Source organism: Nocardia sp. NPDC059154 (assembly GCF_042755705.1).
In the GTDB taxonomy this organism is placed as follows: Bacteria; Actinomycetota; Actinomycetes; order Mycobacteriales; family Mycobacteriaceae; genus Nocardia.
Genome location: NZ_JBHZCS010000068.1, coordinates 52,051 through 56,747, shown reverse-complemented (window position 1 = coordinate 56,747; position 4,697 = coordinate 52,051). Strand labels below are relative to the sequence as shown.

5 protein-coding genes are annotated in these 4,697 nt (G+C 71.0%); 1 reads left to right on the top strand and 4 read right to left on the bottom strand.

The window, feature by feature from the left end:
- From ACFXN1_RS40435 to ACFXN1_RS40420, 4 genes are all read right to left on the bottom strand, one after another.
- The coding region (locus tag ACFXN1_RS40435; protein ID WP_379463862.1) for a BTAD domain-containing putative transcriptional regulator at positions 1-705 on the bottom strand (705 nt) is incomplete at its 3' end.
- A gap of 118 nt (positions 706-823) precedes the next feature.
- Complete coding sequence (locus ACFXN1_RS40430) at positions 824-1,186, bottom strand: hypothetical protein (RefSeq protein WP_379442550.1); 363 nt, start codon at positions 1,184-1,186, stop codon at positions 824-826.
- On the bottom strand, positions 1,183-1,833 hold the full coding sequence (locus tag ACFXN1_RS40425; RefSeq protein WP_379442552.1) for a hypothetical protein: 651 nt from the start codon (positions 1,831-1,833) through the stop codon (positions 1,183-1,185). Before ACFXN1_RS40425 ends, ACFXN1_RS40430 begins: the two co-directional genes overlap by 4 nt.
- Positions 1,834-1,887: 54 nt before the next feature.
- Entirely contained in the window at positions 1,888-3,312 is a 1,425-nt protein-coding gene (locus tag ACFXN1_RS40420; protein ID WP_379442553.1) for an amidase, read from the bottom strand.
- 156 nt (positions 3,313-3,468) lie between these two features.
- Between ACFXN1_RS40420 and ACFXN1_RS40415 the strand changes: the two genes are divergently transcribed.
- Positions 3,469-4,446, top strand: coding sequence for a LuxR C-terminal-related transcriptional regulator (locus ACFXN1_RS40415; RefSeq protein ID WP_379442555.1), 978 nt, complete (start codon positions 3,469-3,471; stop codon positions 4,444-4,446).
- The last annotated feature ends 251 nt before the right edge of the window (positions 4,447-4,697 follow it).

The window sequence follows — 4,697 nt, the reverse complement described above, 5'->3', positions numbered from 1 at the left end:
CACCTCGCGGTCGAGTGTGTCGCGGGCGCGCTCGAAGGCGCCCACCGCGTCGGGCCCGCGTCCGGTGCGGAAGAGCGCGAGCATCAGGTGGCCCCACAGCTTTTCGTGCACCGGGTCGTTCGCGAGGGCGGCCTCGAGTTCGGGTATCAGTTCACTGCCACCGCCCAGCCGCAGCGCGGCATCGAATCGGGACTCGATCGCGAGCCTGCGCAGCGCCGAATACCGCAGCACTTCCGCGTGGGCGAACTCGTGATCGGCGAATTCGCCGAAAGGCCTGCCGCGCCACAGTCGCAACGCGGTGGTCAGCGTGTCGAACCCGAGTTTCGCGTCGTCGCGGCCGAGCGCCGCACGGCCTTCATCGACGAGGTGTTCGAAGGTGGCGAGGTCGAGCCGATCCTCGCCCAGCAGAGTCAGCCGATAGCCGAGCGGCAAGGTCTCCAGGCGCGTCACCGGGGCATCGGTGTCAGCGGCCGTCAGGCACCGGCGGAGATTGGAGACATAGGACCGCAGTGATACCAGCCCCTTGGCAGGCGGCTCGTCGTACCACAGCGCGTCGGCGAGCCGATCGACACTGACGACCGTGCCACGCTCGGCCAGCAGCACGGCGAGCACGCACCGCTGTTTCGGCCCGCCCAGGGCCGCCGGGGTCCCGTCGACGCACGCCTCGATCGCGCCGAACAGCGAGTACTCGACCGGACCGGTCATGCGGATGCGTCTCTCTCGTACAGGCGAACACGGCTAAAACCGCAGATTTGGTTTGTAACACGTCCCGCCGCGCCCCGCCCACCGGTCACAGAAATTCAGCACATGAGCGGCAATCCCGTCAGCGCTGCTCACCGACCTCCTCCGGGGGAAAGGCCGGCGCGAGGGCTTCGGTCAGCCGCCGGGCGAAGGCCTCGTGCTGGTCTGCCAGGTCCGGACGGTCCTTCGCGAACTCGGCCCAGTCGGCGTCGATGGCGATGCGCCGCACCTGGATGAACCGGGTGTCCGGGGTGACCGCGCGGAGCAGTTCCGGCGTCGGCGTGCAGTGCTCGGCGAGCAGGAAGGCGTCGTAGAGGTCCTTGCCCTCGGGGAAGCGGTCGTCGGTGAGCCACAGCAGTTTCCATGCCGGCGACAGTTCCGGGCCGGCCGCGAGCATGGCGGCGGCCGGGCCGGGCCCCAGCGCGGTCCACAGGGTGGCTGTCATGGCCGATTCCCTCCCTCGGTGATCCAGCCGGCGTCGATCGACTCGTCGGTGTCGAGGACGACGAATTCACGTTCGGCGGAGAGTACTTCGTAGTTGTTCGCGTGCAGCGCGGTCAGTAGGGCGGTGTGGCGGGCGGTGGCGGTGGCGTCGCCGACCAGGCGGCAGCGTTGGGTGACGAACCGCTCGGTGCGGCCGTCGGGGCGGGTGCGGCGGGCATTGGCGGACAGGTGTGCGGTGTGGGCGGTGGCGAGGCGGGCGAGTGTGCGCACCTCGGTGCCGGGTGTGAGCAGCAGCTTGATGTGGTGCTCGAAGTAGTAGCCGGCACCCAGTGCCACGGCGGCGTCATCGGTGGCGGGCACGCCTGCCGCCCAGGGTGTCGCCTCGATCTTGGTGCGGACCACCTCGAATCCCGCAGCATCGAGCCGCGCGGTCAGTGCCGCTATCGAATTCGCAACCGCGGGAAGCGATCCCGCGGCGTGGACGGTGAGCATCGGCTGGTCGATGACGCGGCCGCGCTCCAGCACGATGTGCACGAACTTCAATCCGTGTGCGGCGGCGTACCGTTCGAGGCGTCCGGCATCGGTCGCGCGCACGGTGAGGTGGGCTTCGAAGTCGCCGTGGAAGATCGGGGGAGCGGTCGCGGTCACCGCGCCATCCTCGCAAACCCACCGCCGTGTCGTCGCAGGGTTTTCGGCGCAGGATCAGTGCGCGTAGATCCCGGGGCGCTGCCGGTGCCAGGGGAGTCGGCGCTCCAGGTCGGCGGCGATCGCGAGCAGGGTGGCCTCCCGGCCGTAGCCGGCGACGAACTGCACGCCGACCGGAAGGTTCGAGGCCGATCGGCCCAGCGGCAGCGAGATGGCCGGGTTGCCCGTCGCATTGAACAGTGCGGTGTACGAGCCGAATTCGAAGATCTTGCGATACCAATCGGGTGCGGTCAGCGCCGGATCGTCGGCGTCGAGGTGGCCGAGCGGCAGCGCCGGGCGCGCGGTGGTGGGGGTGAGGTACAGGTCGTAGTCGGTGAGCAGCCGGGCCACCGCGCGGCGAGCCGTATTGAAGGTCGACTCGACCGCGTACAGATCGGCCGCGGTGCGGGTGGCGCCGTAGGCGACACAGGCGCGGGTGGTGGCCTCGAGGTGATCGGCGCCCGGCGTGACGCCCAGCGCGGCCGCGGCGGTGCTGACGGCGTGGGCGAGGAAACTGCACCAGGCGTCGAGGTTGGCGCGGTGGAACGCCTCGTAATCGACAGCGGGATCGGCCAGTTCGACCTGATGCCCCATGTCGGCCAGTTCGCGGGCGATGTCCGCGACCGCCCGCGCGCAGTCCGGATCGGCCTGCGACAGGTCGGCGGTCACGGCGATGCGCAGCACGGGCGCGGGCCGGGTGATGAGTGTGCGGAAGTCGGCCGGTTCGGCGGGGAACAGGTACTTGTCCCCGGGTTCGCTGCCGTGCACGGCGTCGAGCAGGCCCGCGCAGTCCCGCACCGTCCGGGTGACCGCGAACTCCACACCCATTCCCAGCAGCGGATCGGCGTAATCGGGTGCGGCGGAGACCCGTCCGCGACTCGGCTTCAGCCCGACCAGTCCGCACACCGCCGCCGGGATCCGGATGGATCCGCCGCCGTCATTGGCGTGCGCGACCGGCAGCGCCCCGGCAGCCACCAATGCGGCTGCGCCACCGCTGGATCCGCCCGCGCTGCGCGCCGGATCCCACGGATTGCGGGTGGGCGCACCGTAGGCGCGTGCTTCGGTGGTGGCGTTGAAACCGAGCTCGGGGGAGGTGGTCACCGCCATGGTGGCCAGGCCCGCGCGCCGGAAGCGGGTCATCAGCGCGGTGTCGTGGGGGTGCGCCACACCCTCGCCGAACAACCGGCTGCCATTGCGCTGAGGCACGCCCGCCGCGTGGATGATCAGATCCTTGATCGCGAACGGCACGCCGGCGAACGGACCGGACGGGTCGTAGTCCAGCGGCCGCTCGAACACCTCGCCCACGACCGCCCCGAGCTGGGGATCGACCTGGGCGATCGCGGCCGCTGCCGCGGCCTGGACCTCGGCGGCCCCGGCCTGTCCCTGCCGCATGAGGGTGGCGAGACCCGTCGCGTCGTGTGCCGCGTAGTCGGCGATATCCATCGGAAACCTCCCGGTGCTGTGTGCTGGTGCGCCAGAACGTAGGTCGCTGCGCCGGGTGCGGCGTCCGTCGATCGACGGACGCGGTTCAGCGGTCCGGGTGCTGTCTGCACACCGTCCCGTGGCCGCGGGAATCGTGACCGGCGTCATACTGGCCGGATGGTTGCCGCATCTGATGAGGGTCTGGACCCGGCCGTCGCCCTGCGGGTCCGGACGTCGATCGCGGCGGCGACACCGGACCGGCCGGGTCTGGGCCGGGTGCTGTTCGAGCTGTCGCGGGTCGTCGCCTTCGAGCAGGCGGCGCTGACACGGTTCGATCCGGTCGCCGGGGTGCATCGCACCGCGGCCAGTGTCGGCTATCCGCCGGGTGCGCTCGAGGTCATCGACACCTGCCTGCACTCGCATCCGATGTTCACCCGTCTCCGCGACGAGCGGGTACCGCTGGAACTCGCTGAGGTTCCGGCCACGGCCCGCTCCGGGCCGGTGTTCGAACGGGTCATCGTGCCGCTCGGCTACCGGCAGGGCCTCACCCAGCCGTTGTTCGGCGTGGACGGCCGCTACCTGGGCATGCTGAACATGAGTGGCACTGCGGGCGTGCCGTTCTCGCGGTCGTCGATCACCGCGCTCGCCCTGCTCGCCGACGTGGTCGGCGCGGCGCTCGATCCGTGCCGCAGTCCCGAGACCGCGGTCGATCCCGGGGAATCGGTCGTGCTCGTCGGCCCAGGGAATGACGTGCACGCGGTGACGGAGTTCGCCGCGCCCGGGTTGTTCGCGCCCGGTACCGCGGGATTCCAGCTCGCGCGGCTGGTGGCCGAATCCGGTTGTCCGCGTGACTATCTCCTGCTCGTCGGCGGGGTGGTCTACCGGACCCGGATGCGCCCGGCCCGCTCCGGTGGCACCCGGGTCGCCTACCGCCGGATCGACCCGCCGCACGCGCTCACCCTGCGCGAACTCGAGGTCCTCGCGCTGCTCCCGGCGGGCGGATCCAATGCCCGGATCGCCGCGGACCTGGGCGTCGAACCCTCCACCATTGCCACCCATATCGAACGCATCCTGCGGAAACTGAACGCGCCCAACCGAACCGTCGCCGCCACCACCGCGGCGCGCTGGGGCCTCGAGGTCGATGCCGCGCGCTGATCGGCTCGGAGCATGAAGCGGCGGCGGGGTCCCGCTCGATCTGCAGCTCTACGAGGTGGAGAGCGACCGATACCCGGGATGGATCCGCATGCTGTGGGGCATGGCCGGATAGGACGAAGGTGGTGGGGTTCCTCTCACAAACAAAACCCCCCCCCCCCCAGGACCCGGGGCCCCACCCCCCCCCCGCTCCCCCTCCCCCCCCCCCCCCCAACCCCCCTCCGTCCCGCCTCCCCCCCCCTTCCCACCTTTTT